This is a genomic window from Saccharopolyspora sp. NPDC045941 (assembly GCF_056431445.1).
Window position 1 is genome coordinate 1 of the sequence record NZ_JBWKKU010000022.1, and the last position, 26,373, is coordinate 26,373.

The following is a 26,373-nucleotide window of genomic DNA, read 5'->3' on the forward strand; positions in this document are numbered from 1 at the left end:
GACCCGTGTCAGGCTCGGCCCGGTTTTCCCGGCCCGTGTCGCTCTGACTTGGATAAATTTACACACCCCCGAAACACCCCCTGCAACCACCCCCCCTTAAACATCAAAACACCAGGTCAAGAGCTGGTTTCGAGGCCGAAGAGGGTGGCCAGCTCGGTGACCGTCGAATCGACGTCGCGGTGGTGGACTCCGACCATGCCCGCCTCGACCGCGCCGGCCACGTTCCGGCGGAGGTCGTCAACGAAGACGCACTGCCGCGGTTCCAGCCCCAGCCGGCGCGCGGTCAGCCGGTAGATCTCGACACTCGGCTTGGCGACGCCGACCGCCCCGGACAGCACGACGGTGTCGAACAGCTCGGACAGGCCCGGGTCGGCGAGCCCGTTGGCGTTGGACACCAGGGCGGTTCCGATCCCGGCCCGGCGGATGCGCCGCGCGACGTCCAGCAACGGCGGTACGCCGGACGGCTCGTCGCCCGGATCGTCGAGCACCCCGGCGTAGTCCAGCAGCAGTCCCTTCAGATCCACGAGCCGCACGGTAGCTCACACGATCGGGGCGTTCTGGGGCTGAAGGTGACCGGATCCGGACCGCAAGTTCCTCAGTTAAGCGGGAGTCCAGTCCGCCGACCGCCTGGAGACGCCATGACCGCAGTGCTGTCGATCGAAACGACGCCGGCCGAGGCGGTGGCGGACAGCAGCGCCTCCGCCATCGCGGGGTTCATCGGCGCGCAGGTCTTCGACGTGCTCGCCGGGCGCCGTGCCTTGCACGAGGTGCGCGAGCACCTCGAGCCACAAGTGGCCGGGCTGCTGCTCACCACCCGGCTGCACGCAGCACAAAGCCCGGACTACCGGCTGCGATCCGTCCACGCCTGCCTGGTCACCGACTGCACGGTGGAGGCCTGCATGATCGTCGGGACGCGCTACCGGGTCCGGGCCCTGGTGCTGCGCCTGGAACAGGACAACGCGCACTGGGTGTGCACGCTGCTGTCCCTGGTCTGATCAGCGCTTCTTGTTCTTCTTCGCGTCAGCTCGAGCGGCGGCCCGGCGCTCGCGGCGGGTGCCGCTGCGCGACTCCGGCCCCTGGTCGCCGTCGCTGCTGGTCTCCACGTCACCGGTCTCGTTCGGTCCGGAGTAGCTCAGGCCCCGCGGCGTCGGCGAGTCGAGTCCCTTGCCGCGCAACGCGGACGGGACCTGCTCGCCGTCTGCCGCGGTGGGCAGCTGGCTCAACGCGGGGCCGGCGGATGCCGGCCGGGCGCGCTTGGGCCGCGGTTGCGGCGCGGGCTGGGCCGTCGGCTGCGGGGTCTGGGGCACGTCCGGCGTGCCGCTGCCGACCTGGCTCACCGACACCGGCATGGCCGGCGCTTCCGGTTCGGGCTGCGGCTCGGCCGCCTCGACCTGGACGTTGAACAGGAATCCGACGGACTCCTCCTTGAGCGCCTCCAGCATCGCCCCGAACATGTCGAAGCCCTCGCGACGGTACTCGATCAGCGGGTCGCGCTGGGCCATTGCCCGCAGCCCGATGCCCTCCTTGAGGTAGTCCATCTCGTAGAGGTGCTCGCGCCACTTGCGGTCCAGGACGCTGAGCACCACGCGGCGCTCCAGCTCCCGCATCGCGCCCTGGCCGACCTTGCCGTCGACATCGGCCTCGCGCTTGGCGTACGCGGCGCGCGCGTCCTCCCGGATGAGCTCCAGCAGGCGCTCCTTGGACAGGTCCTCCTCGTCGTCGACGAGGGCTTCCCAGCTGATCGACATCGGGTAGAGGGTCTTCAGCGCGGTCCAGAGCTTCTCGAAGTCCCAGTCCTCGGCGTAGCCCTCGGCCGTCTCCGCGTCGACGTAGGCCGTCACCACGTCGGTGAGCATGTGCATGACCTGCTCGTGCAGGTCCTCGCCGGCCAGCACGCGGTGCCGCTCGTCGTAGATGACGGTCCGCTGTTGGTTCATGACCTCGTCGTACTTGAGGACGTTCTTGCGGATCTCCATGTTCTGCTGCTCGACCTGGGTCTGCGCGCTGCGGATGGCGCGGCTGACCATCTTGTGCTCGATCGGCACGTCGTCGGGCACCTTGAGCCGGGTCATCACGGTCTCGACCATCGCGGCGTTGAAGCGCCGCATCAGCTCATCGCCCAGCGACAGGTAGAACCGGGACTCGCCGGGGTCGCCCTGACGGCCGGAGCGGCCACGCAGCTGGTTGTCGATGCGGCGCGACTCGTGTCGCTCGGTGCCCAGCACGTAGAGTCCGCCGACCTCGCGGATCTCCTCGCCCTCGGCCTTGGCCTGCGCCGTGATCTTCTCGACGACCGCGGGCCACTCGGCCTCGTACTGCTCGCGGTTCTCCACCGGGTCCAGGCCGCGGCTGCGCAGCTCGGCGTCGGCGAGGTGGTCGGTGTTGCCGCCGAGCACGATGTCGGTACCGCGACCTGCCATGTTGGTGGCGACCGTGACCGCGCCCTTGCGACCCGCCTCGGCGATGATCGCGGCCTCCCGCGCGTGGTTCTTCGCGTTCAGCACGTTGTGCGGGATGCCCTTTTTGGTGAGCAGCTTCGACAGGTACTCGGAGCGCTCCACGCTGGTCGTGCCGACCAGGACCGGCTGGCCGCGCTGGTACCGCTCTTCGATGTCCTCGGCGACCGCCTCGAACTTCGCCGGCTCGGTCTTGTACACCAGGTCGGGCTGGTCGGCGCGGGCCATCGGCTTGTTCGTCGGGATCGGCACCACACCGAGCTTGTAGGTGGTGTGGAACTCGGCCGCCTCGGTCTCGGCGGTACCGGTCATGCCGGCCAGCTTGTCGTAGAGGCGGAAGTAGTTCTGCAGCGTGATCGTGGCCAGCGTCTGGTTCTCGGCCTTGATCTCGACGCCTTCCTTGGCCTCGATCGCCTGGTGCATGCCCTCGTTGTAGCGGCGCCCGGCCAGGATGCGGCCGGTGAACTCGTCGACGATCAGCACCTCGCCGTCGCGGACGATGTAGTCCTTGTCGCGCTTGTAGAGCTCCTTGGCCTTCAGCGCGTTGTTGAGGTAGCCGACCAGCGGGGTGTTGGCGGCCTCGTAGAGGTTTTCGATGCCGAGCTGGTCCTCGATGAGGGTGACGCCGTCTTCGGTGACGCCGACGGTGCGCTTGCGCTCGTCCACCTCGTAGTGCTGGTCGCGCTTGAGCATCGGCGCGAGCCTGGCGAACTCCTGGTACCAGCGGGAGGACTGGTCGGCGGGGCCGGAGATGATCAGCGGCGTCCGGGCTTCGTCGATCAGGATGGAGTCGACCTCGTCGACGACGGCGAAGTAGTGCCCGCGCTGCACGCAGTCGGAGAGGCTCCAGGCCATGTTGTCGCGCAGGTAGTCGAAGCCGAATTCATTGTTCGTGCCGTAGGTGATGTCCGCGGCGTAGGCCTTGCGCCGCTGCTCCGGCGTCATGTCGGCCAGGATCGCGCCGACCTCCAGGCCCAGGAAGCGGTGCACGCGGCCCATCCACTCGGCGTCGCGGCGGGCCAGGTAGTCGTTGGTCGTGACGACGTGCACGCCCTTGCCCGTGATCGCGTTGAGGTAGGCGGGCAGCACGCAGGTCAGGGTCTTGCCCTCACCGGTCTTCATCTCGGAGATGTTGCCGAGGTGCAGCGACGCGCCACCCATCAGCTGCACGTCGAAGTGCCGCTGGCCCAGGGTGCGCTTGGCGCCCTCGCGGGCCACCGCGAACGCTTCGGGCAGCAGTTCGTCGAGGGACTCGCCGTCGGCGTGGCGGCGTTTGAACTCGTCGGTCTTGCCCCGCAGCTCGGCGTCGGACAGCGCGACGATGTCCTTTTCAAGCTCGTTGATGTGCGCCGCGATGTTGCGCAGACGCTTGAGCATCTTGCCCTCGCCGGCGCGGAGCAGTCGGGACAGGACCATCCGGTCGACCTCACTAGCTGATCGTGACGCGTCCGTCACGGACGCTTTGCGGTCATCGTATTAGAGCTGGTAGTGGGGACCCGCCATCCGGTGCAGGTCCGGGTGGCGGACCCCCACACGCGACTGTCCCCCGCGAACCACGGTACGCGGGGGACAGCTGTTCGGGTCGGCGTTGGCGCAGACTCGCCCTATAGCGCGTCAGCCAACCTGATCACTCCGTAGTCGAATCCCTTCCTCCGGTAGACCACGCTGGGCCTACCGCTGTCCGCATCGGAGAAGAGGTAGAAGTCGTGTCCGACCAGTTCCATCTCGTAGAGGGCCTGGTCAACCGTCATCGGCTCGGCCGGGTGGTCCTTCTCGCGGACGACGCGGCCTGGTTCGTCGTACCCGTTTTCCGCGGCCATCCGCTGGCCCGGGACCTGGGCGGCGTACTCGTCGACCTCCAGCGGCGCTTCTAGTAGCGCGGTCCGGCCTTCGGCCACGGCCTGGCCCATCGCGACGGGCCGGTCCGCCATCGCTGCGGTCGCCTGTGCCACGGATGTCGGGTTGTGCTGCCCGTAGTGCACCTTTCTACGGTCGTGCATGCGCCGGAGCCTGCTCTCCAGCTTGGTCGTGGCGGCATCGAGTGCGGCGTAGAAATCGCCTGCGCAAGCCTCGGCCCGCACGGGCGAGCCCTTGCCCATCAGCGTGATCTCGACTCGCTGGCAATTCTTGGCTTGACGGGGATTGCGCTCGTGGAACAGTTCCACGTCCGCCCGGATTGCCTTCTTGTTGTACCGCTCAAGCCGGGTCAACTTCGCATTGACGTGCTCCCGGTAGTGCGTGGGAACTTCGACGTTGCGACCCTTGACGACGATATCCATTCACGACCTCCGTTCCTTGCGTGCCGTAGGCGAGGTGTGCACGGCGGCGCCGGCTAGAAGGCGATCAGCTCACTTCCGGCGCCAGGGACATGGGGTTTCGCTCCTTCCCTCCCGCCTGGGTTGGCTGGATTGAGTGGCACGTTAGCTCGGTTTACCGATTTGTGACACCCCCCTTGTCGGGCGAAGTCAAGCGGCCACCGAGAGTGATTGCTGCCACCGTTCGAAGCAGGCCACGGGCGCGGGCGTGCCCTGCCCCAGTCGCCCCATCGGCCTCGTTTTTCACCCGATCGGGGGCTACGTGCCGTAGCTCCGCGCCGGGCCGCCGGAGGGCCGGGTCCTGCCTGCTCATAACTGGAAAACGAGTGGACGGCAGGTGAAGTTCCCGCGTCTGTTCGGGTATCGGCAATCCACCCGAATGCTTCAGGCGGCCGTCGCGGTCAGGCCGAGCACCGCGGCGACCTCGATGCCTGCGGTTCCGAGGACCGCCAAGCAGCTCGTGACCGTCGCGCCGGTGGTGATGACGTCGTCGATCAGCGCGACTTGCGCCGCCTGCGGCGGAAAACGACTCGTCCGGCCGAGCACTCGGCCGGACAGGTTGCGCACTCGTTCGGCCGCATCCAGCCCGGCCGAATCCGCCGCCCCGCGCGCGGTCACCAGGCAGTCCGCGACGGCCGCGGGATGGCCCGCGTCGGTCAGCCCGGCCGCGGCCCGGTGCGCGATGCGGGACATGTGCGCGCCGCCCCTTCGGCGGGAGGCGATCGTCCGGGACGGCGCCGGCACCAGGTACCAGGCCGGATCGAGCCGGTGCTCGACGGTGATCGCACGCAGGCCGATCGCGATGTGGCGGGCCAGCGGCTCGGCGAGATGGCGGCGGCCGGACTCCTTGTAGGCGAGCACCGCTCGCCGGGCGGCGCCCCGGTACCGGCCGAGCGCGTACACCGGCGGTACGGCTTCGAGCAGCGGGCGCTCGACTCGTCGGAGCCCGCCGAGCTCGCGCGCGCAGTCCCGGCACCACGCCACACCCGCCGCGTCGCAGCCCGCGCAGCGCAGCGGCAGCATCAGGTCGACCAAGCCGGAAAGCCCCGCACCGAACCAGGAAACGCGCACCGGCCGATGGTGCCGCAGATCGGCGTCCCGACTCACCGACGCGTGTCGGGTTCGGCGGTCAGCCCGGGAAGAACGGGATCGAGCCGCCGCCGATCGAGCCCTGGACCAGGGACCAGACGTCGTCGGTCTCCCTGGACTCCCAGATCCCGCTGCGGTCGCTGACGACCACCCGGCCGCGGTTGGCGACCGTGACCGCCTTCAACGGCTGGCCGAGGTTCGCCGCGGTGAACGGGACCCACTGGAACCCGTCGACCGTCACCTCGAAGACCGGCGTGATGTTGCTGTCGCTGATCACCACCAGCGAGTCGTCCTTCAGCCAATCGACTCCGGTGATCCGAACCCCCGGCGCAGGCAGCGTGATCGGCCGCTGCAGCACCACCTGACCGTCCTGATCGGACACTCCGGCGACCACGAGGCGGCCGCCGACCACCGCCGCCACCCGGGTCCCGTCGCGGGACAACCGCAGATCGCTGATCGGTCCGTCGGCGGTCAGCTGCCCGGCGTCGACCTGGCGCGACACCCAGCCGTTCCCGGTATCCAGTGCGCGGACCACGTTGCGACCGTCCACGACGGTCCACACCTCGGACCTCCCGCGCCAGGTGGGTTTGCTCATGTCGGCGCCCCGCACCGGGAGTTCGGGCAGCGGCGCGCCGTAGCGGCCGACCCGCAGCTCGACGCCGACGACGCCGACGACGCGCGTGACCGCCGCGAGATGGCTGCCGTCGAGCGACTGGCCCGCCCGGAGCACGTCGTACTCGCCCGATCCGGCCGGGCCCTGGATCGGCTGCGCGGTGTCGAGGGTGAGCAGCCGCTCGTCCACCACCACCAATCCCGGCAGGTCCGGGCGGGCGGTGTTGTTGGTCTCGTAGGAGCCGAGGTCGGTCGGCCGCAGGTCCTTCCCGTCCGGCAGCAGCGGCGCGCCCTCCACCTTCAGCCGGACCCGCGCGTTGTTGACGCTCTGCAAGGTGAACACCACCTGCGCGGCGATCAGCTGGCGGTCCTCCCGCGGGAGGGCGCCGAGATCGCTGAGGTTCACCTCCAGCGCACCGTCCCCGGGGTCGGCCGGGTTGGTCTTCGGGTGCACGCCGGGCGGGATGGCGGTGCGCATGGCCGACTCCAGCCCCGCGGACGGGCCGCTGGTCAGCAGGTCGATGACCTGCCTGGGCAGGGTGCTCGCCGGTTGCGACACCACGTACCGCACGTCCGGGACGATGCCGGTCGAATCGTGGTCCAGGAAGTAGATCGGGACGGCCTGGTAGACGGTGCTGAACGAGCCCTTGCTGGCGACGATCTCGGGCAGCGGCGTCGCGATGCGCCACTCCCCGTCCGCTTGCAGCTCCACCCGCACCTGGGCCTGGTACTCGCCGACTTCGGGGACGAAGGACGAGTCCGGCAGCAGCCGCCCCACCTTGTCGGCCTGCACGGTGACCATCTGCACGCCATCGGGCAGCGGCGTGGGCTGCGTCGCCGGGATCGTGTCGACGTTGTCCACGATGAGCAGGCCCGGCGCCGGAGTCCAGCTCCGGCGCGCAGCCGGGGTGAGGTGCTGTCGCGCGGACTCGTGGTTGCTCTCCGGGGCGGCGGACGCGTTGACGAAACTGCGCACCAGTGCGAGCGGGTCGGCGCCGTCCGGCGGCGGGGGCACGGGCGCGGTCGCGTTGCTCTCGTCGACCGCCCGGATCGCCCTCGGATCCGAACTCTCCGGGATCGATGCGCACGCCGACACCGACAGCAGCACCGCCAGCAGCACCACCACCCGACGCACGCCCATCATTCGTCCTCCCAGGAGTGTTCGGACAACCGAGCCGGCCCGCGGTCGCGGAAGTCCGGATCGCCGGCCTCCCCGTCCGTCGGCGGGTCGACGCTGGCCGCTAGCAGCGCTTCCGGTGCCGCGATCCGGCGGATGCCCGGCATCGGCAGCGGGCTGGTGTCGAACGCCTCGCCCGGCCGCCGGGGCAGGGTGAGGCGGAAGCACGAGCCCTCGCCGGGTTCGCCCCACGCGTCCAGCCCACCGCCGTGCAACCGGGCGTCCTCGAGGCTGATCGACAGCCCGAGGCCGGTGCCGCCGGTGCGCCGGTTCCTGGACGGGTCGGCCCGCCAGAACCGGGTGAACACCAGCTCGGCCTCGCCCGAGCGCAGGCCGACGCCGTAGTCCCGGACGGTCACCGCGACTGCCTGCTCGTTGCCGCCGAAGCGGATCTCGACCGGCCCGCCCTCAGCGTGGTCGATGGCGTTGGCCACCAGGTTCCGCATGATCCGCTCCACCCGGCGGGCGTCGGCGACGATGGAGAGCTCGCCCCCGGACGGGGCGATCAGCCGCAGCTCCACACCGCTCGTGTCGGCGATGGGGCGCAGCGCCTCCACGGAGCGGTCCACGATCTCGGTGAGGTCCAGCTGCTCGGCCGCCAGATCGGCGACGCCGGCATCGAGCCGGGAGATCTCCAGCAGGTCCGCCAGCAGCAGCTCGAACCGGTCGAGCTCGTCGACGAGCAGCTCGGTCGACCTGGACAGGCCGGGCGGGAACTGCTCCCGGGAGGCGTGCAGCACGTCGGCGGCCATCCGCACGGTGGTCAGCGGGGTGCGCAGCTCGTGGGAGACGTCCGAGGTGAACCGGCGCTGCAGCTGGCCGAACTCCTCCAGCTGCGTGATCTGCTGCTTGAGGCTGTCGGCCATCTCGTTGAACGACTCCGCCAGCCGGGCCACGTCGTCCTCGCCGATCACCCGCATCCGCTTGTCCAGGTCGCCTTCGGCCAGCTGCTCGGCGATCTGCGCGGCCTGCCGCACCGGCCGCACCACCTGGCGCGTCACCAGGTTCGTGATGGCGCCCACCATCACCAGCAGCACCAGCCCGCCGAGCAGGAGGGTCTGCTGCAGGACTTCGAGGGTGTTCTGCTCGGCGGTCAGCGGGAACAGCAGGTAGACCTGGAGCTGCCGGGTCGCGGTGCTCACCGGCGTCCCCACCGCCAGCATCGTGACGGAGGTGCCCTTCTCCCGGTGTGCGGTGGTGATCTTGGTGGCCAGCTGGCCGCGTTCGACGAACTGGCGCAGGTCGGACGGCACGTCGTCGATCGGGCCGGCGGCCGGCTGCTGCGACCGTTCGCCCGGCGCGCGCCCGTCGACCAGCACCGGCTCGAACGCGCCGGCCACCGTCTCGGTGGTGGACTGCCCGGAGGACGTCGTCGTCAGCCGGTTCAGCGCGGCTTGCAGCTGTTCGGTGACGTTGTCCGCGTTCGGGTCGACCGCGGTCAGCTCGCGCTCCAGGATCGGCAGGCTGACCTCGACCTGCGATATCGCGGCGGTTTCCTTCGTGGACAGCAGCTGCGACGTGATCTGCCACTGCAGCATCATGCCCAGCGCGAAGACCACGGCCATCGACAGCGCGAGGGTGCTGACCACGACGCGCAGCTGCATCGACCGCCGCCACAGCGCTTCGAAGCGGCGCCAGCGGCTGCGGACCTCCTCGCGGACACGACTGATCAGCCGCTGGACCAAGCGGCCTCGACGCGTCCACACCCTCACGGCAACCGTCCCCCGGGCCACTCCGCCACTACGACCCGGCTAGCAACTGTGTCAAAGGCTCGGCCGACCGCCCACACCGGTGCCCCGACCGGTGCGCAGTTCCGGATCATCGCGCCCACCCGCAGTCCGGTGCCGGCGGCGCGGTCATTTCCTCTTGTTCCACACCCGCAACTCGCGCCGCGCGCGGGCGAGAATCGCGATCCCGGGCCGGATCCGAAGTTCCGGACCGGACGAATGGGCGCCCGCTCGCGAGCGGGCGCCCATTTCGATCAGGACATCACGGGGGGCCGGCCTTGTAACCGACGCCGCGGACCGTCAGCACCACCTCGGGGCGCTCCGGATCGCGCTCCACCTTGGACCGCAGGCGCTGGACGTGCACGTTGACCAGGCGGGTGTCGGCGGCGTGCCGGTAGCCCCACACCTGCTCCAGCAGGACCTCGCGGGTGAACACCTGGCGGGGCTTGCGGGCCAGCGCCACCAGCAGGTCGAACTCCAGCGGCGTCAACGCGATCGGCTGGCCGTCGCGGGTCACCTCGTGGCCGGGCACGTCGATGGTGACGTCGCCGATGGTGAGCACCTCGGCCGGCTCGGCGTCGGTCCGGCGCAGCCGGGCCCGCAGCCGGGCGACCAGCTCTTTCGGCTTGAACGGCTTGACCACGTAGTCGTCGGCGCCGGACTCCAGGCCCAGCACCACGTCGACCGTGTCGCTCTTGGCGGTCAGCATCACGATCGGCACGACGGACTCGGTGCGGATGGCCTTGCAGACGTCGATGCCGTTCATCCCGGGCAGCATCAGGTCCAGCAGGACCAGGTCCGGCTTGAGCTCGCGCAAGGCAGGCAGCGCCTTGGTGCCGTCGCTGACGACGGCCGTCTCGAAGCCCTCACCTCGGAGCACGATGGTCAGCATTTCGGCCAGGGCCGGATCGTCGTCCACCACGAGCACGCGTGCCTTCATGGCCAACATGGTTGCACTTGTCGCCCCGCCGCCGTGCATCCACCCGCTGATCGTCGCCGCAGGTCGCGGCGGGACAACCGAATCGGCCCAGCGAATACCGCCGAATGGAGCATCCAGTCCGGTGGTTTCGCGCACCGATCCGATTCGACGCCGCGTGCCGATCGACTCACGTTGCGTAGCAACGGCTTGGGCCGCCTGGACGAGTGTGCACTTCGGACAGTGCGGGTGTTCGCCGCGCCGCCGAACGCTTACCGCGCGAGGACGTGCTGGTCGACGAGCGCGCCGAAGTCCACGTGGTTCACGCCGTCCACCACGACCCACGGCGACCACCAGTCCTCCGCCGCGAGCTGCTGGTAGACCTTGCCGCAACGCTGCTGCAGCGGGGCATCGGACTCGAAGTTGTCCCGCTGGCGGTCCACTTCGGTCCGCTCCCGGTGCTCGGCGCGGGCGGCCGCCACCTCCGACGGCACCTGCAGCAGGATCTGCAGATCCGGCTTCGGCAGCGCGAAGCGCGTCACCTCCAACTCGCGGACCCAGGCGACGAAGTCGCCGTGGCTGTCCTGGTGGAGCCGAGCGGCGCCGTAGGCGGCGTTCGAGGCGACGTAGCGGTCGAGGAGGACGACGTCGTGCGCGCGGAGGTCCGCGCGCAGCGCGTCCGCCGCGGCGCGGCGGTCGAGCGCGTAGAGGACGGCCATGCCGTGGACGGAGTCGCCGAGGTCGCCGTGGCGACCGCGGAGCGCTTCCGCGACGAGCTCGGCGTGGACGTCGTCGGCGTAGCGCGGGAACGCCGAGCGGGCCACGTCGTGCCCGCGGGCGGTCAGTTCTGCCGCGATGCCGTTGGCGAGCGTGCGCTTGCCCGCGCCGTCCAGTCCCTCGATGACGATTAGTCGACCCACGCCGTCGACGGTAGTCCAGCCGCCACACCCCCATCCGGACACCCTCATCCGATCGTCCCGGCGCGTGAATTCGCTTTCGCAGCAACCCGTTCTGCTGTATACAATCGGTATGCCAAAGACTCACTCGTACCGCGCGACCGTGACCTGGACCGGCAACACCGGCAGCGGCACCGCCTCGTACCGCGACTACAGCCGTGAGCACGTCGTGGACATCGATGGCAAGCCTCAGCTGACCGCATCGGCCGATCCCGCCTTCCGCGGCGACCCCGGCCTCCACAACCCGGAAGACCTCCTGGTCACGTCGCTGTCCGAGTGCCACATGCTGTGGTATCTCGGGCTGTGCAGCACCTCCGGCATCGTCGTCACCGCCTACCGCGACGACGCGAGCGGCACCATGGTGGAAGACCCCGCCACCGGCGGGCACTTCACCGAGGTCGTGCTCCGCCCGCAGGTGACGATCACCGACCCGGCCATGCTGCCGACCGCCGAGAAGCTGCACGAAGAGGCGCACCGCAAGTGCTACATCGCCAACTCGGTCAACTTCCCGGTCCGCCACGAACCGGAGATCCACATCGCGCAGTGACGAGCCGGCCGGCGTCGGCGCAGGACCACGAGCCGGGCGGGCTGCGGGTCGGCGATCTGGGGCCCGCCCGGACACCTGAGGTTCCGCCGCCCGGGCACGCAGGGCTTCAGTACCGGTAGTGGTCCGGCTTGTAGGGACCTTCCACGTCGACGTCGATGTACTCGGCCTGCTCCTTGGAGAGCTTCGTCAGCTCGCCGCCGAGGGCCGCCACGTGGATGCGGGCGACCTTCTCGTCGAGGATCTTGGGCAACCGGTAGACCTCGTTGTCGTACTCCTCGTGCTTGGTGAACAGCTCGATCTGGGCGATCGTCTGGTTGGCGAACGACGCCGACATCACGAAGCTCGGATGCCCGGTGGCGTTGCCCAGGTTCAGCAGGCGCCCCTCGGACAGCACGATGATCGACCGGCCGTTGTCGAACACCCACTCGTCGACCTGCGGCTTGATCCGCACCCGGCGCGCATCGGCTGCGCGGCGCAGGCCGGCCATGTCGATCTCGTCGTCGAAGTGGCCGACGTTGCCGAGGATCGCCTGGTGCTTCATCCGCCGCATGTGGTCGACGGTGACGATGTCCTTGTTCCCCGTCGTGGTGATCACGATGTCGGCCTGGTCGATGACGCTCTCCAACCGGGCCACCTGGTACCCGTCCAGCATCGCCTGCAGCGCGTTGATCGGATCGATTTCGGTGATGATCACGCGGGCGCGCTGGCCGCGCAGCGACTCCGCCGCGCCCTTGCCGACGTCGCCGTAGCCGCACACCACCGCGACCTTGCCCCCCATGAGCACATCGGTGCCCCGGTTGATGCCGTCGATCAGCGAGTGCCGGATGCCGTACTTGTTGTCGAACTTCGACTTGGTCACCGAGTCGTTGACGTTGATCGCCGGGAACAGCAGCTCGCCGCGCGCGGCGAGCCGGTACAGGCGGTTGACGCCGGTCGTGGTCTCCTCGGTGACGCCCCGGACGCCCGCCGCCGCGCGGGTCCACTTGGTGGGGTCGGCGGCCAGCGACGCGCGCAACGCGTCCAAGATCACCTTGAGCTCGTCCGGGTCGTCGTCCGCCGGATTCGGCACCACCCCGGCCGCCTCGCACCGCGCACCTTCGTGGACCAGCAGGGTCGCGTCGCCGCCATCGTCCAGGATCATGTTCGGCCCCTGGTCGCCGGGCCAGGTCAGCATCCGCTCGGTGCACCACCAGTACTCCGCCGGGGTCTCGCCCTTCCACGCGAACACGGGGACGCCCCCAGGTTCATCCGGAGTCCCGTGCGGGCCAACCACCACAGCGGCGGCCGCCGCGTCGTCGGTGGAGAAGATGTTGCAGGAGGCCCAGCGCACCTCGGCACCCAGCGACACCAGGGTCTCGATCAGCACGGCGGTCTGCACCGTCATGTGCAGGGAACCCGAGATGCGCGCGCCCTTCAGCGGATGCACCTCGGCGTACTCCCGGCGCAGCACCATCAGGCCGGGCATCTCGTGCTCGGCCAACCGGATCTGGTTCCGGCCGTCGGCGGCCGGCGCCAGATCCGCGACGGCGAATTCGACACCGCCGCGGGTCTGCAGCTTCTCGACACTCATCCTTCTCCCCCTCGGGAAGATGCGTGCTGGTCAGGGCACGGATTCGGCGGCCGACCCCGCACCGAGACTACCGTCGGTATTCGATCGATCACTCGTGGCGATAACATCTGGCCGGTGTCGCGCTAGCGCCGCTCCGCGCCGGCCCAGCGCGGCCCAGCCGCTGGTCCGCGCTGCACTCCGGCTTCGCCGCTCGCCGACCACGCTGGCCGCGGTCGCCGTGCTTCGCAGATCCCCGTCGGCCACGAGAGGCACCACTGCCGGAAAAGCACCGGGAAACCTGCGAGGAATGCGGGACATGGGGCGCCCCGGACGATCACAATCGGAGGGGCAGAGCTCGCCAGATGTCGATCAGCAGTGGAGAATCGCCACCGGCGTTTCGACGATCAACAACCGCACGGGAGGATCCAGTGCAAATACCCGGGCCCGACACCCGCGTCGTCGAGCTGCGGGTACACGGCATCCTCGGCACCACCGGCGACGAGCTGACCGATTCGGTCGCCTCGGTGGACGTCGCCGGCGACGGCATCGGACGCATCATGCGCCCGGCCGACCGACTTCGCCGACCGGTTCCCGGACCGATGCTGTCGGCCGGGGACCGCTCGGTGCCCCGCATCGTCGAAGGCTACGTCTGGGGCGGCATGACCTCCGGCGGCCTGGCCAAGGCCACCTGGGCCCTGCTGTTCCCGTTCGCGCTGGCCAACATGGCGCACTGGATGCTGCCGCCGGCCCGGACCGGCAACCCGATCAGCACCGCGCTCTCGTCCGTGCTGCGCGCGCTGCTCCGGATTTCGGCCCTGCTGCTGACGATGCTGCTCGTCGCGCAGCTGGCCGTGGTCACCCTGGACCTGGTCGCCGCGCAATGCCTCCGACCTGGCGTGCAGTGCATGGACTTCGTCCCGGGCGCCATCCGGAGCATTGACATCCTGCGTGCCTCAGCCGCTCTGCTGCCCGTTGCTCTCGTGATCCTCCTCATGCATCGCCTGTCCACTGTTTCCTGGCAGGTCTCGGCGCCGAAGACCGACAAACCGCAGCACTCGTCGCGGGCACCGATGCTGCCCGGCGCGAACGTCGTCGCGGACCCGGACACGCCGGTGCTGCGCACCCTGCACGTCATCGCGGCACTGTCCACTGTGGCGCTTCTCGCGCTCGGCGGACCGTTCGCGATCAGCGCCGATCCGCGCTGGCTGATCGCCGCGGCATTGCTCGTCTTCTCCCTGGTCGGAACCGTCGTGCTCGACGACCCGGCCGGAATGCGCCCCGACGGCAAGGAAAAGGCGCTGCGGATCACGCTCGGCCGCACTCAGCGTCGCGCGCTGATGACCGTTGCCGCGTTACTGCTGTGCACGGTCGCCCTCTTCCCCGGGCAGCTGACCGGCCCGCTGCCCGGCTCGGGCGACACGATCGACGCGATCACCGGCGCATTGGTGATCACATGCCTCGCGGTGGCCGTCCTGCTCGCGCCCGCCGCACTGCTCGCCCGCCCCGGCTGGAAGACCTGCCCGCCCCGGCTCCGCCCCTGGATCGGCGGCTGGATGACCGCCCCCGTGCTGATGCTCGCCTGCATGCTCGGCAACGGGTTCGGCGCGGGACTCGGCCTGAGCGTGGCCCGGGCGCTGGGCGCCTCGCAGGAGCCGGGCGACCCGGTGCTCATGCTGCCCACCGCCTACGACGACGTGACGATCTTCTGGGGCACGACGGCTGTGCTGCTGCTCGCCGCCGGGATCATCGGCACCCCGTGGATGCTGCTGAAGCGGTGGCGCGCTGGACGCCGCGATGGCGACGGCGCGGACAGCTCCGTGGGCACCGACGACTCGATTCCCGACGAGGTCGCCTTGCTGCACGCCGGGCGGCCCGCGGACCAGCGCGCCGCGGCCAACGCCTGGAAGTGGGCGGACTTGCAGCGCCGCTACTCACATCTCGTCCTCCTCGTGATCGCTGGGGTGCTGGCCGTCAGCACCGCGTTGACCCTGGTGGCCCGGGTCGCCGAACTGCCCGGCTTCACCTGGCTGATCGGAGTCGGGGTCGCCGCGCTCGCGACGCTCGCCGTCGGGCTGCTTCGGATGGTGTACCTGGCCGCCACCAAGCGGGACACCGCCCGCTACCTCGGCGTGCTCTGCGACCTGGCGCTGTTCTGGCCTCGCGAAGCGCATCCCGTGGTGCCGCCGTGCTACGCGCTGAAGGTGATCCCCGAGCTCGCCGCCCGCGCCACCGAGCACCTCGCCGACCCGAACACGCGCGTCGTCCTCGTCGGGCACAGCCAGGGCAGCCTGCTCGCCGCCGTCGCGACCGCCCGGCTGCTGGAATCCCTCCCGGAGGCCGACCGCGAACGGGTCGGCCTGGTCACCGCGGGCTCCCAGCTCCAGTGGGCCTACCCGCGGGCGTTCCCCGGCGTGGTGCCCCACGCTTCGCTGCGCGACCTGGCCGGCGCGCTCGGCGGCCGCTGGCGCTCGCTGTGCCGCGGCACCGACCCGATCGGCGGCGCCGTGACCACCTGGAACCGGCAGGTCTACGACGGCATGCTGATCGGGGTCGGGCTGCGTGCCGATGGCACCGAGGGGCCGCTGCCCGCCGCCACCCGCGGCCCCACCGGCGCCCTGGTGCTCGGCGGCGACCACTGGCTCCCCGACCCGCAGCGCGGCCCGTTCTCGTGCCGGCGCTGGGTGCCCGGCGTGCTCGGGCACACCGACTACAGCGGCGACCCGGAGTGGGACCGCGCCGTCGCGATGGCCGCGGGCCTGGAGTCCCCGGTTCGCGGCGCCGCGCTCCCGTTGCAGCCGCAGACCCCGACCCCGGCTCAGGTCCCGGCCACGGCGAGCGCGCCGAAGACGCCTCACCTGACGGCGCAGGGCGGTGACGGCGGATCCCTCACCGAGACCATCGAGGGGCTGACCCGCCCGAAGACCGACACCGAGGAGCCCGAAACCGCCCAGAACGACGAGCCGGAGCGGATCACGGCGGCGCCGCGACAGCAGGATTCGAAGCCCCGGCCGGAGCCTTCGGTGCTTCCGGAGATCACCGAGCCCCGCGGGCGCAGCGCCCCGTGGGAGCGCGGCATGGCGCTGCGCGCTTCCGAGCGCTGAGCAACGGCACGTAACCACCCGCCGGGCAGCCCGGCGGCGTACCAAAGCGGCATGGCGCGCTCCACGCGTGCGCCGAGCGCCGACCTCCGGCGCGGCGGAGGCGCTCCGGAGGATCGCGCCTCGCCGACGAGGCTGGCGGGCACGAACGCCGTAGGCAAGGGCCCGCCCTCGACCCTCGCATTCCTACCTCCGCGAGCCCTGCTGCTGCGGCATGCGGAGTGATGGCCGTTCCTGATTTGAGCTGTTCTCCGTGTCATGCCTCCATGATCCGGAGCCGGACGGCGGAGATCATCACTCAGCCAGGTGAACATTTGTTCGAATCACAGGCGAAAAAGCGGCGCCGCCCTCCGAGGGCGGCGCCGCTTCGATCGGTCAGCCAGTCACCCGGCTAGTCCTTGGAGCCCCCGTCCTGGGGCACCGCACCCCCTGCGGCCACCTCACCGGCCTGGCGCTGGGCCAGCCGCGAGTGCTTGCGGCCGTACAGGAAGTAGATCACCACACCGGCGACCATCCAGACCGCGAACCGGACCCAGGTCAGGGCGGTCAGGTTCAGCATCAGCCAGAAGCAAGCCAGGATCGCCAGGATCGGCACCAGCGGCACCAGCGGGGCCCGGAAGCCGCGCGGCAGATCGGGCCGGGTCCTGCGGAGCACGATCACGCCGAGCGAGACGAGCACGAAGGCGAACAGCGTGCCGACGTTGACCATCTCTTCCAGCTTGTCCGCCGGGAAGAAACCGGACGCGACGACCACGACCGCGCCGACCAGGATGGTGGCCCGGACCGGGGTGCCGTGCTTCGGGTCGGTCTTGGCCAGGCCGCGCGGCACCAGGCCGTCGCGGGACATCGCGAACAGCACGCGGGTCTGCCCCAGCAGCAGCACCATGACGACCGTGGTCAGACCGGCCAGGGCGCCGACCGAGATGATCGCCGCCGCCCAGTTCACGCCGTGCTGAGCGAAGGCCGTGGCCAGCGTTGAACGGCTGCCGTCCTCGGCGGTCGCGAGGTCGGTGTAGGGCACCATGCCGGTGACGACCAGCGCGACCGCGACGTAGAGCACGGTGACGATCGCGAGGCTGCCGAGGATGCCGCGGGGCGCCATCTTCTGCGGGTTCTTGGTCTCCTCCGCCGTGGTGGCCACGATGTCGAAGCCGATGAAGGCGAAGAACACCAGCGATGCCGCGGCCAGCAGGCCGAAGACGCCGTACGTGCTGGTCTCACCGCCGAGGATCAGCGACAGCAGCGACTGCTCCAGCTTCGGGCCTTCCTCGGCGGCGGTCTGCGCCGGCGGGATGAACGGGCTGTAGTTGGCCGCGTTCACGTAGGCCAGGCCGACCACGATGACCAGCAGCACCACGGCCACCTTGATCAGCGTGATCACCAGGCTGACGCGGGCCGACAGCTTCGTGCCGAGGGCCAGCAGGCTGCACAGCACCACCGTGAGCAGCACGGCACCCCAGTCGAACTGCAGCGGGCCCAGCGGCAGGACCGTGGGCACCTCCAGGCCGATCAGCTTGAGCACCTGCTCCAGGTAGATCGACCAGCCCTTGGCCACCGCGGCCGCCGCGACGGCGAACTCCAGGATCAGGTCCCAGCCGATGATCCAGGCGATGAACTCGCCGAACGTCGCGTACGAGTAGGTGTACGCGCTGCCCGCGACCGGAACGGTGGAGGCGAACTCGGCGTAGCACAGCGCCGCCAGCCCGCAGGCGATCGCGGCGAGCACGAACGCCAGCGACACCGAGGGGCCGGTGACATCACCGGCGGTTCGCGCGGCGAGCGTGAAGATGCCCGCACCGATGACCACGGAAACCCCGAAGACGATCAGGTCCCAGGTTCCGAGGTTCTTTCGCAGCTTGGTGTCCGGTTCGTCGGTATCCAAGATGGATTGTTCGACCGATTTGGTTCGCCACAGCCCAGTGCCTGGCACTGTCGCCTCCCTCATTGAGCCCAAATGGTGGGTCCGCACCCTAACGCGGCAGTATCTCGATCGGAACCAGCTGACTTGAGCACGCCACCCGTTTTGTTAACTCCTTGTAATGCAAACACGCACTGGTCTTACCCCCGGAAGCGGGATGTCTGCCCGTTTCGCCTACGTACGGTGATCGATCGGGAACCCCTCGACGTCACACAGGCACATGATGTCGGGGATCCCGGCCCGGGGCAGGGCCTGGCGCGTCGACGCGGCGGTCACGCGGTCGCGGCGCGGCCCCGCTCCAGGTCCGGTTCGAGGTAGATCAGCCGGGCCGCGGGCACCTTCGCCCGGACCCGCGCCTCGGCACCGTCGATCTCGGCCGCCACCTCGGCCACCGACAGCGACGGGGCGAGACCGATCTTGGCGGCGATCAGCAGCTCCTCCGGGCCGAGGTACTGGGTCCGGATGTGGATCACCTTCTCCACCCGCTCGGACTCCAGCTGGCCCACGATCTCGTCGAGCACGTCGCGGGTCGCGCCCTCGCCGATGAGCAGGCTCTTGGTCTCGACGATCAGCACGATCGCGATCGCCCCCAGCAGCACGCCGATGCACGCGGTGCCGATGCCGTCCCAGACCGGGTCGCCGGTCAGCGCGGTGAGGCCGACGCCGCCGAGCGCGAGCACCAGGCCGATCAGCGCGCCGAAGTCCTCCAGCAGCACCACCGGCAGCTCCGGGGTCTTGGCCTGCCGAATGAACTGCCACCAGGTCAGCTCGCCCTTGATCGCCTTCGATTCCCGGATCGCGGTGATGAAGCTGAAGGTCTCCAGGCCGATCGCGATCAGCAGGATGACCACCGCCACCCACGCCGAGTGCAGCGGCTCGGGGTGCTGGATCTTGTGGATGCCCTCGTAGAGCGCGAACATCGAGCCCAGGCTGAACAGCAGCAGCGCGACGACGAACGAGTAGAAGTAGCGGTCCCGGCCGTACCCGAAGGGGTGTTCCGGGGTGGGCTTGCGCTGCGACGTCTTCTGCCCGAGCAGCAGCAGGCCCTGGTTCGAGGTGTCGGCGACCGAGTGCACCGCTTCCGCCAGCATCGACGAGGAACCGGTGAACAGGAACCCGCCGAACTTGGCCACGGCGATACCCGCGTTCGCGGCCAACGCGGCCAGGATGGCCTTGGTTCCGCCTCCTGCTGACACGATGTATCTCCCGATTCGGTGTGCGGGGAGGCCGGTGCCCGGCCCGATGACGGGAGAAATCTACCCGCTGGCCCCGCGCCGGGGGATCAGGTCCGCAGAACCGGGCGACCTCAGAACACGCCCGCGGCGGCGCGGAAGACCTGCGCGCTGCCGTCGGCGTCGAGCTCCACCGGGTGCACCTCCACCGCCGGGTCGGATGCCGCCAGCCACACCGAGTGGCCGCGTTCCAGCACCAGCTCGCGCGGCAGCGACCCGTTGCCGCTGGTCAGCCGGACGCGTCCCCTGGTGCACAGGAGTATCTGCGGCCCGGGCGAGTCCAGCCGGACCGCGCCGCCCTCGGCCGGCGTCCAGTCCAGCCTGGACAGTTCGAACTCGTCGGCCGGCGTCCGGTAGGCGGTCAGGTTGGCGTCCAGCGACTCGCCCTTGAGCACCCGCATGTCGCCGCAGGCGAAGTCGAGGACCCGCAGCAGCTCGGGCACGTCGACGTGCTTGGGCGTCAGGCCGCAACGCAGGATGTTGTCGGAGTTGGCCAGGATCTCGATGCCGGTGCCGTGCAGGTAGGCGTGCAGGTTCCCGGCGGGCAGGAAGATCGCTTCGCCGGGCTGGAGCACGATCCGGTTCAGCAGCAGGCTGGCCAGCACTCCGGCGTCGTTCGGGTACGCCTCGCCGAGTTCGAGCACCGTCCGGCACTCCAGCCCGAACTCGCCGTGCTCCCGCACGTGGGCCACGCAGGCTTCCAGCAGGTCCGGCAGCACCTCGCGCAGGTAGTGCTCGGGGAGCGTGATCCAGGTGGTGAACAGGGCGCGCAGGCCGTCGGCATCGGGTTGCGCGGCCAGCAGTTCGCGGTGGGCGCGCAGGCTCGGGACGGCGAGCTCGTCGAGCAGGCGCACGGTCCGCTGCGCGTCGCGGAACCCGGCCAGCGCGTGGAATTCGGTCAGCGCGCAGATCAGCTCGGGCTTCGCGGTGGGGTCCGGGTAGTTGCGGTTGGGGGCGTTGCGGGCGATGCCCGCTCGCTCCTCCTGGTGGAAGCCCTCGGCCGCCTGCGCCGCGGACGGATGCGCCTGCAGGCTCAGCGGCTCGTCGGCCGCGAGCACCTTGAGCAGGAACGGCAACCGGCCACCCCAGCGGTCCACGCACGCCGGGCCGAGGTGGTGCGCCGGATCGCTGTCCAGCAGGGACAGCAGCGACACCTCTTCCCCGCCGGACCGGACCACCCGCGACGGGTCACCCGGGTGGGCGCCCATCCACAGCTCGGCTTCGGGGTGCGGCGTGGGGACGGGCCGACCGAGCAGATCAGCAATAGCGGTACGCGAGCCCCACGCATAGGGGCGCACCGCGTTCCGCAGTAGCTCCACAGTCGATTCTCGCTTCCTCGTCCTAGCGTCTGCTCGTGCCCGACGCCCAGCACAGCACACCGCGCCGGACCGGCGGGCGGCATCGGGGCATCCCCTGAACTTTCCCTCAGTGAACCGCCATCGCCGGCCAGCCGGGCCCGTTCAAGGTTCCGGCGGCCAGCCCCAGGTACACGGCGGCCAGGTCGAACCGGGCGGCCAGCGCCGCGGACCGCAGCACGGCGTCGTCGCCCACCGACTCGCCGGGCGTGACCAGGTCCGCGCTGGGCAGGTCCCGCGTCGCGGCTCGTTCGAATGCCTCCCCCCGCGCGTCGTACCGCGCGCTGACCAGGAACACGCGCAGCAGCGCGCCCGGGTTGTCCTCGGGGTCGGCGAACAGATCCGCCTCGGAGCCGACCGCGGCGGCGGCGCGGTGCAGCGCCCGCTCGGTGGCCGCCTGCGGGTAGTCGGCGACGCCGCAGGCCACGCCTGCGTGGCAGCCGAGCGCGAACGCGCCGTGCGCCGCCACTGCCGTCGACACCGGGTCGAGGCCCCAGAGCAGCGGGGCCCGGTCGGCGAGCCGCAGGGCCAGCGACTTCGCGGGGTTGACCAGGGATTCGTGGCTCGGGTGCGCGCGTTCGGCTTCCCGGTCCAGCACGTCGGCCAGGCTCTCGGCGTCGAAGTGGAGCAGGCCGAGGGCGCCGAGCATGCTGAGCCCAGCCGCGAAGACGTGTGCGAACGACAGCGCCGGTGGCACCGGGATGCTCGGCGGGAGCAGCTTGGCGCGGCCCGCACCGGCGGCCGCGACCGGGCCGTCGGCCGGGGCGGCGAGCACGACCGACGCGCCGCGACGGCAGGCCACCGAGACCGACTCGGCCAGCGCCGCGTCGCCGACGTCGTCGGTGTGCGCGAAGACGACGTCCAGCGCGCCGACCCACGCCGGGACCGATTCGGCGATCACCAGCGGGACCGGGCACCGCGGCCCGGCCAGGGCCGCCAGCAGGCTGCAGACGCCCGGGCCGACGCCGGGGCGCGCCAGCAGCACCACGGCGCGCGGGCGCCCGTCGGCGAGCTCGGCCAGGTCCGCTTCGCCCGCCCTCTCCACCGCGGCCCGGACCTGCGCCCCGGAGAGCGCGGCGAGCCGCAGCAGGCCGCCGGAATCCACATCGGCCAGCCTGGCCGGGTCGTCGAAGAGACTGTCGTCCAGCACGAACGTCACCCCTCCCCGGCCGCGCCGGGGGCCAGCCCCCCGACCGCCTCGTCCAGCAGGAGCACCGGAATTCCGTCCCGGACCGGGAAACCACGGCCGCAGGAGGTGCAGGTCAGGTAGTCGGCCTGCGCGTCATCGCCGAGCCCCGGCCGCAACGGCGCGTGCTCCGGGCACGGGCATGCCAGGATCTCCAACAGCTGTGGTTGCAGGTCAACGGCCACTTTTCCTCCCAAATTCACCCGCGCCGACCTCGCGGGGCACGCACTCCTGCCATCGCGGCGACGCCGGGTCGTCATCCTCGGACGACTGCCAGCACCTCATCGCGCAGCGCGGCCATCGCGTCAGTGTCCCTTGCCTCCACGTTGAGCCGGAGCAGCGGTTCGGTGTTGGACGGGCGAATGTTGAACCAGGAGCCGTCCGCCAGCTCCACGGTAAGCCCGTCGAGCTCGTCCACACGAGCGCCATTGCGGTCACCGAAGGCCTCGGCCACGGCGCGCATCCGGGCCTGCTGGTCGTCGACCGTGGAGTTGATCTCACCGGAGGCGGCGTACCGCGAGTAGTCGGTCATCAGCTCCGACAGCGGCTGGTCCTGGCCGCCGAGCGCGGCGAGCACGTGCAGCGCGGCGAGCATGCCGGAGTCGGCGCGCCAGAAGTCGCGGAAGTAGTAGTGCGCGGAGTGCTCACCGCCGAAGATCGCCCCGGTCTCGGCCATCGTCTGCTTGATGAACGAATGCCCGACGCGGGTGCGCACCGGCTTGCCGCCGTGCCCCGAGACGATCTCGGGCACGGCCTTGGAGGTGATCAGGTTGTGGATGATCGTCCCGCCGGGCTCCTTGGCCAGCTCGCGCACCGCGACCAGCGCGGTGATCGCGCTCGGCGAGACCGGTTCGGCGCGCTCGTCGACCACGAAGCAGCGGTCGGCGTCGCCGTCGAAGGCCAGCCCGGCGTCGGCTCCGACCTCGCGGACCTTGGCCTGCAGGTCGACCAGGTTCGCCGGGTCGAGCGGGTTGGCCTCGTGGTTGGGGAAGGTGCCGTCCAGCTCGAAGTACATCGGCACCAGCTCGATCGGCAGGCCGTCGAAGACGGTCGGCACCGTGTGCCCGCCCATCCCGTTGCCGGCGTCGACCACGACCTTCAGCCGGCGGATGCCGCTGATGTCGACCAGTTCGCGCAGGAAGGCGGCGTATTCGTCGACGAGGTCGCGATGGGTGGTGGCGCCCTTGGCGCCCAGGAACTCCGGCACGCCGTGCGCGACCAGCTCCTGGATCTCGGACAGGCCGCTGTCCTGGCCGACCGGGGCGGCCCCGGCGCGGCACAGCTTGATGCCGTTGTAGCGGGCCGGGTTGTGGCTGGCGGTGAACATCGCGCCGGGCAGGTCGAGCCGCCCCGAGGCGAAGTACAGCATGTCGGTGCTGGCCAGCCCGATGTTGATCACATCGACACCCTGGCCGGTGACGCCTTCGGCGAACGCCGCGGCCAATCCCGGCGAGGATTCCCGCATGTCGTGTCCGATGACCACCGCCGGGCCACCCACGAGCCGGGTGAAGGCGGCGCCGATCTCCCGCACCACGTCGGCGTCCAGGCCGTCACCGACCACCCCGCGGATGTCGTAGGCCTTGACGATCCCCGACAGGTCCCGCACGCTGCACCCTCCCCGTTCCGCGTCCGACGACGTGGCTCGAAGCCTACCGGCGATCGAGGACGCGGTGGCGCCAGCTCGACACACGCGAGCTGTTCGTCACGATCTATTCACTCGTCGATCGGATCGGGCAGGGCGCGCAGATGTCCGCGCCGGCTGCCACCCGGGGCGAGGCCCTGGGCCTCGACCGGCCGGTCCGGCCGACCTGCTTCCCGCACGGCCTCCGCTAACGCGGTCAGGTCGTCGTCGGAAGGTTCCGGTGGCGCGAATTCGCCTTCGTGCCGCACGACCTCCCAGCCCTTCGGCACGGTGAGCCGCAGCGCGTGCGCTTCGCACAGGTCGTAGCTGTGCGGTTCGGCGTAGGTGGCGAGCGGGCCGACGACCGCGGTGGAGTCCGCGTAGGCATAAGTGAGCGTGGCGACGGCCGGGTTGGTACACCCGGTCCGCGAGCAACGCCTCACGCTCCGCACGACACGCACGATAGCGCCCTCGCTCCGGCGCGCGGCGCAGGCACGCGGAAACCGCTCGCGACAGCCCGCGCGAGCACCGGTTTCCGGCAGTCAGCTCTGCGCGAACAGCCGGCGGCGCGGTGGTCGATTTGCGCGGGTTGTCCCGTCTTCGGGGCCCGGCGTGGGCATGGCGGGTGGCGGAACGCGAATCCTCCCGACGCTTGTCCCGACCTTGACCGCCGAAGGCGTACCCTCGGCCCGTGGTGACCGCACGTGGATCTCGGCGTCGAAGCCGCTTCCGCCGGGACCGGCGGGGCCGTGGCCTGCGCGGACCGCTGTACCCGTCCTCGGTTCCGGTATCGCGCAGCCGTTCGCAGCGGTTCGACGCGCTGGTGCTGGAGGCGCTCGAACCGATCGAACAGCGCTGGCACGCCGAGCTGACCCAGCTCGACGTGGCTGTCGACGAGGTACCCGAGATCACCAGCACCACCCCGGAGAAGCTGGTCTGGGACGACGACGTGGTGGTGGACGCCAACGTGCCGCTGGCCCGGCTCGTCCCGGCGGGCGTGGACCGGCGCGGCCTGCCGACCCGGGCGCGCATCGTGCTGTACCGGCGGCCGCTGGAAGCGCGGGCCCGCGACGGCATGGACATGGCGGACCTGCTGCACGACGTGCTCGTCGAGCAGGTCGCGACCTACCTCGGGCTGGACCCCGACGTCATCGAAGGCCAGTGACCTCCGCCAAGGCCTCCACCAGCGCGTCCAGTGCCGACGTGTACGCGTGTTCGGGCGGCGTGGCGTAGCCGACGACCAGCCCGTCCATCGCGGGCATCGCGGCGTCCGGGTGGCGGAAACCGGCGAGCCCGTCCAGGGCGAGGCCCCGCCGGGCCGCGGCCGCGACAGCCGAGCGCTCGGAGCCCGGGGGCAGGCGAAGCACGGCGTGCAAGCCTGCGGCGACGCCGGTCGCGGTGACGTGCGGAGCACGTTCGAGGAGCCTCGCGACGAGCTGGTCGCGGCGGCGGCGGTAGCGCTGGCGCATGCAGCGGACGTGGCGGTCGTAGTGCCCGGAGTCGACGAAGTCGGCGAGGGTGAGCTGGTCGAGGACGCTGGCCCAGGCCTCCCGTTCGCCCTTGACCGCCAGCACGTCGTCGACCAGGTGCTCGGGCAGCACCATCCAGCCGAGCCGAACCGCCGGCGACAGGCTCTTGCTGACCGAGCCGATGTACAGCACGCGATCCGGGTCCAGGCCCTGCACCGCGCCCACCGGTTCGCGGTCGTAGCGGAACTCGCCGTCGTAGTCGTCCTCCAGGACCAGCCCGTCACGGGCCCTGGCCCAGTCGACGACGGCGGCGCGTCTGGCCGGATGCAGCGGGCCGCCGGTCGGGAACTGGTGCGCGGGCGTCAGCAGCACCGCGCGCACTCCCTTGCGGGACGGCAGTTCGTGGACGCGGGGCCCGTGCTCGTCGAGTTCGAGCGGGATGGTCTTGATCGACGCCTGGTGCAGCAGTTCGCGGTGAAAGGCGAGGCCGTAGGACTCCACGGCGAGCGGTCCGCGCAGGACACCGGGGAACAGCAGGCGTAGCGCGTGCGCGAAGCCGGAGCAGATCACGATCTGGTCCGGTCGCGCCCGCACCCCGCGGACCCGCGAGAGGTAGTCGGCGAGCGCTCGCCGCAGCTCGGGCCGGCCTTGCGGGTCGCCGGGGCCGAAGGCCTCGTTCGGCGCGGCGTTGATGGCTCGCCGGGCCGAGGCCAGCCAGGCGGTGCGCGGGAACGATGCGGCGTCCGGCTGACCCTGCCGCAGGTTGTGGACCGGCTCGGCGACACTTCGCGCCTCTTTCGGAGCACGGGTTGGTTTGCGCGGTTCGGCGCGCTGCGCGACGCGGGTGCCGGAGCCCTGTCGGGCGGTCAGCCAGCCCTCCGCGATGAGCTCGGCGTAGGCGGCGGCGACGGTGTTGCGGGCGAGGCCCAGGTCCGCGGCCAGCGAGCGGTACGGCGGCAGCCGCCTGCCCGGCGCCAGCCGCCCGGACCGGATCGCGTCCCGCAAAGCACCCATGAGCACCGAGCGGCGACTGCCCGGGCCTGACAGGTCCAGGTGCAGGTCGCTGCCCGTCCGCTCGGCCGAATTGACCCAAGATTCTGTCACGTGAATGCACTCTACGACCGGTCGATTCGCGCCATAGCGTGGAGCG

At 70.8% G+C, this 26,373-nt stretch carries 21 protein-coding genes; 4 read left to right on the forward strand and 17 right to left on the reverse strand.

Going from position 1 to position 26,373, the window contains the following annotated elements; genetic code table 11:
- Nucleotides 1-116: 116 nt before the first annotated feature.
- On the reverse strand, nt 117-524 hold the full coding sequence (locus tag AC07FN_RS19260) for an HAD-IA family hydrolase (protein WP_478396841.1): 408 nt from the start codon (nt 522-524) through the stop codon (nt 117-119).
- Nucleotides 525-638: 114 nt separating this feature from the next.
- On the opposite strand from AC07FN_RS19260, the gene AC07FN_RS19265 reads away from it, so the two are divergent.
- The gene (locus tag AC07FN_RS19265) at nt 639-995 is read left to right on the forward strand and encodes an Rv3235 family protein (RefSeq protein ID WP_478396842.1); all 357 of its coding nucleotides are present in this window, start codon (nt 639-641) and stop codon (nt 993-995) included.
- On the opposite strand, the gene secA is transcribed toward AC07FN_RS19265, so the two are convergent.
- From secA to AC07FN_RS19300, 7 genes are all read right to left on the reverse strand, one after another.
- Nucleotides 996-3,872 carry a preprotein translocase subunit SecA gene (gene secA, locus AC07FN_RS19270; protein WP_478396843.1) on the reverse strand — a complete coding sequence of 959 codons (2,877 nt, stop codon included), beginning with the start codon at nt 3,870-3,872 and terminating at the stop codon, nt 996-998.
- A 188-nt stretch (nt 3,873-4,060) separates the two neighbouring features.
- Nucleotides 4,061-4,735, reverse strand: coding sequence for a ribosome hibernation-promoting factor, HPF/YfiA family (hpf, locus tag AC07FN_RS19275; RefSeq protein WP_478396844.1), 675 nt, complete (start codon nt 4,733-4,735; stop codon nt 4,061-4,063).
- A gap of 420 nt (nt 4,736-5,155) precedes the next feature.
- A complete protein-coding gene (locus AC07FN_RS19280) occupies nt 5,156-5,842 on the reverse strand; it encodes a ComF family protein (protein WP_478396845.1) in 687 nt (228 codons plus the stop codon).
- Between the two features lie 58 nt (nt 5,843-5,900).
- The gene (locus AC07FN_RS19285) at nt 5,901-7,616 is read right to left on the reverse strand and encodes an LpqB family beta-propeller domain-containing protein (protein ID WP_478396846.1); all 1,716 of its coding nucleotides are present in this window, start codon (nt 7,614-7,616) and stop codon (nt 5,901-5,903) included.
- Nucleotides 7,613-9,334 (reverse strand): MtrAB system histidine kinase MtrB, encoded by a 1,722-nt coding sequence (gene mtrB / locus AC07FN_RS19290; protein WP_452617864.1) that lies wholly within the window; start codon nt 9,332-9,334, stop codon nt 7,613-7,615. The genes AC07FN_RS19285 and mtrB overlap by 4 nt, the downstream gene beginning before the upstream one ends.
- A gap of 304 nt (nt 9,335-9,638) precedes the next feature.
- Nucleotides 9,639-10,316: an MtrAB system response regulator MtrA gene (mtrA, locus tag AC07FN_RS19295; protein WP_093160527.1), complete on the reverse strand. Its 678-nt coding sequence runs from the start codon at nt 10,314-10,316 to the stop codon at nt 9,639-9,641.
- Nucleotides 10,317-10,564: 248 nt separating this feature from the next.
- Complete coding sequence (locus AC07FN_RS19300; protein ID WP_478396847.1) at nt 10,565-11,212, reverse strand: dTMP kinase; 648 nt, start codon at nt 11,210-11,212, stop codon at nt 10,565-10,567.
- 109 nt (nt 11,213-11,321) lie between these two features.
- On the opposite strand from AC07FN_RS19300, the gene AC07FN_RS19305 reads away from it, so the two are divergent.
- Nucleotides 11,322-11,795, forward strand: coding sequence for an OsmC family protein (locus AC07FN_RS19305; protein ID WP_452617866.1), 474 nt, complete (start codon nt 11,322-11,324; stop codon nt 11,793-11,795).
- Between the two features lie 106 nt (nt 11,796-11,901).
- Here AC07FN_RS19305 and ahcY read toward each other — a convergent pair whose 3' ends face one another.
- Nucleotides 11,902-13,365: an adenosylhomocysteinase gene (gene ahcY / locus AC07FN_RS19310; RefSeq protein WP_478396848.1), complete on the reverse strand. Its 1,464-nt coding sequence runs from the start codon at nt 13,363-13,365 to the stop codon at nt 11,902-11,904.
- Nucleotides 13,366-13,772: 407 nt separating this feature from the next.
- Between ahcY and AC07FN_RS19315 the strand changes: the two genes are divergently transcribed.
- Complete coding sequence (locus tag AC07FN_RS19315; protein WP_478396849.1) at nt 13,773-16,445, forward strand: alpha/beta hydrolase family protein; 2,673 nt, start codon at nt 13,773-13,775, stop codon at nt 16,443-16,445.
- 388 nt (nt 16,446-16,833) lie between these two features.
- Here the strand turns inward: AC07FN_RS19315 and AC07FN_RS19320 are convergent, their stop codons facing one another.
- The 7 genes from AC07FN_RS19320 to AC07FN_RS19350 all read right to left on the reverse strand — a co-directional run bounded on the left by AC07FN_RS19320 (nt 16,834) and on the right by AC07FN_RS19350 (nt 24,206).
- Nucleotides 16,834-18,372 carry an amino acid permease gene (locus AC07FN_RS19320; RefSeq protein WP_478396850.1) on the reverse strand — a complete coding sequence of 513 codons (1,539 nt, stop codon included), beginning with the start codon at nt 18,370-18,372 and terminating at the stop codon, nt 16,834-16,836.
- A gap of 260 nt (nt 18,373-18,632) precedes the next feature.
- Nucleotides 18,633-19,556 carry a cation diffusion facilitator family transporter gene (locus tag AC07FN_RS19325; protein ID WP_478396851.1) on the reverse strand — a complete coding sequence of 308 codons (924 nt, stop codon included), beginning with the start codon at nt 19,554-19,556 and terminating at the stop codon, nt 18,633-18,635.
- 110 nt (nt 19,557-19,666) lie between these two features.
- Complete coding sequence (gene manA / locus AC07FN_RS19330) at nt 19,667-20,911, reverse strand: mannose-6-phosphate isomerase, class I (protein ID WP_478396852.1); 1,245 nt, start codon at nt 20,909-20,911, stop codon at nt 19,667-19,669.
- 106 nt (nt 20,912-21,017) lie between these two features.
- Nucleotides 21,018-22,097 (reverse strand): SIS domain-containing protein, encoded by a 1,080-nt coding sequence (locus AC07FN_RS19335; RefSeq protein ID WP_478396853.1) that lies wholly within the window; start codon nt 22,095-22,097, stop codon nt 21,018-21,020.
- Nucleotides 22,098-22,102: 5 nt separating this feature from the next.
- Complete coding sequence (locus AC07FN_RS19340) at nt 22,103-22,318, reverse strand: Trm112 family protein (RefSeq protein ID WP_478396854.1); 216 nt, start codon at nt 22,316-22,318, stop codon at nt 22,103-22,105.
- 71 nt (nt 22,319-22,389) lie between these two features.
- The gene (locus AC07FN_RS19345) at nt 22,390-23,739 is read right to left on the reverse strand and encodes a phosphomannomutase/phosphoglucomutase (RefSeq protein WP_478396855.1); all 1,350 of its coding nucleotides are present in this window, start codon (nt 23,737-23,739) and stop codon (nt 22,390-22,392) included.
- A gap of 107 nt (nt 23,740-23,846) precedes the next feature.
- On the reverse strand, nt 23,847-24,206 hold the full coding sequence (locus tag AC07FN_RS19350; RefSeq protein ID WP_093267119.1) for a DUF3499 domain-containing protein: 360 nt from the start codon (nt 24,204-24,206) through the stop codon (nt 23,847-23,849).
- Nucleotides 24,207-24,445: 239 nt separating this feature from the next.
- Here AC07FN_RS19350 and AC07FN_RS19355 point away from each other — a divergent pair, with 239 nt between their 5' ends.
- On the forward strand, nt 24,446-24,919 hold the full coding sequence (locus AC07FN_RS19355; RefSeq protein ID WP_168585257.1) for a metallopeptidase family protein: 474 nt from the start codon (nt 24,446-24,448) through the stop codon (nt 24,917-24,919).
- Here AC07FN_RS19355 and pdxR read toward each other — a convergent pair.
- Nucleotides 24,903-26,327, reverse strand: coding sequence for a MocR-like pyridoxine biosynthesis transcription factor PdxR (pdxR, locus tag AC07FN_RS19360; RefSeq protein WP_478396856.1), 1,425 nt, complete (start codon nt 26,325-26,327; stop codon nt 24,903-24,905). The two genes, AC07FN_RS19355 and pdxR, sit on opposite strands and share 17 nt — an antisense overlap.
- Nucleotides 26,328-26,373 lie beyond the last annotated feature (46 nt).

Coding starts and splice junctions, on each gene's coding strand:
- ahcY (WP_478396848.1), bottom strand. CDS start 13,365: ATGAGTGTCGAGAAGCTGCAGACCCGCGGCGGTGTCGAATTCGCCGTC.
- AC07FN_RS19305 (WP_452617866.1), top strand. CDS start 11,322: ATGCCAAAGACTCACTCGTACCGCGCGACCGTGACCTGGACCGGCAAC.
- secA (WP_478396843.1), bottom strand. CDS start 3,872: ATGGTCCTGTCCCGACTGCTCCGCGCCGGCGAGGGCAAGATGCTCAAG.
- AC07FN_RS19285 (WP_478396846.1), bottom strand. CDS start 7,616: ATGATGGGCGTGCGTCGGGTGGTGGTGCTGCTGGCGGTGCTGCTGTCG.
- AC07FN_RS19265 (WP_478396842.1), top strand. CDS start 639: ATGACCGCAGTGCTGTCGATCGAAACGACGCCGGCCGAGGCGGTGGCG.
- mtrA (WP_093160527.1), bottom strand. CDS start 10,316: ATGAAGGCACGCGTGCTCGTGGTGGACGACGATCCGGCCCTGGCCGAA.
- hpf (WP_478396844.1), bottom strand. CDS start 4,735: ATGGATATCGTCGTCAAGGGTCGCAACGTCGAAGTTCCCACGCACTAC.